1 protein-coding gene is annotated in these 834 nt (G+C 59.8%); it reads left to right on the top strand.

Annotation, left to right across the window (positions count from 1 at the left end):
- The coding region (locus J8G10_RS19285) for a hypothetical protein (protein WP_251448604.1) at positions 1–716 on the top strand (716 nt) is incomplete at its 5' end.
- Between the last annotated feature and the right edge of the window lie 118 nt (positions 717–834).

Genomic DNA, 834 nt, shown 5'->3' with positions numbered 1-834 from the left:
GTGCTGTCGTGGGAATGATGTTGCCGAATGAGCTTGTCTGGGTGATGGAGAAGCTGGGTTTTGATTGGCCTGATATCGATGAGGATGAGGTCAGTAAGGGTGCGACTCTGGTGCGGAATCTGGGGTCGGATCTGGAGTCGGTGATCCAGTCGGTTGATCGGAAGGTCAATGGGGATATCGCGGGGGCGATGCGGGGGCAGACGGGTCCGGCGACGTTGAGTGCGTGGAATGCGAATCGGTCGCAGAATCTGCAGAAGCTGATCGATATCATGCCGCCGGCGGCGACGGCGATGGATCTCGGTGCGGCGGCGATCACGGGGTTGAAGGTCAAGGTGATCGTGGATGTGACGTCGACGTTGGTGACGTTGGTGGCGATGTTGACGAATCCGGTGACGGCTCTGGGGGCGGGGCCGATGTTGTTGATCAAGAAGAAGCTGTTGAACGCGGCGGTGGACATCGTGGTGGAGCAGTTGATGAATCAGTTGGCTCCGATGGCGATCGAGCCGTTGGCGGAGCAGTTGCCGGCGGTGATCGATGCGGTGCTGGATGCGCCGATGGTGGAGGCGTCGGTGGGGGATTCGGATGAGTTCTTCGCGGATCTGCAGGCGTTGGAGGATGCGCAGGCGGAGATGAAGGTGCATGGGGCGGATATTCAGTCGATCACGTCGACGTTCTTCGCGGAGTTCTCGGCGTTGGATTTCGGGGGTGATGACTGATGAGTTCGGTGAAGCCGATCATCCGGGAGTTGAAGCAGGCGGCGTTGAAGGGGTTCGCGCATGCGGATCACAAGCTGCACCAGTTGACGGCGAACATGGACGGGCATCTCGACGACGT

Source organism: Microbacterium sp. USTB-Y, assembly GCF_023703415.1.
Lineage (GTDB): Bacteria > Actinomycetota > Actinomycetes > Actinomycetales > Microbacteriaceae > Microbacterium.
Note: the sequence above shows the minus strand (reverse complement) of the source record. Positions and strands in the feature narration are given on the sequence as shown.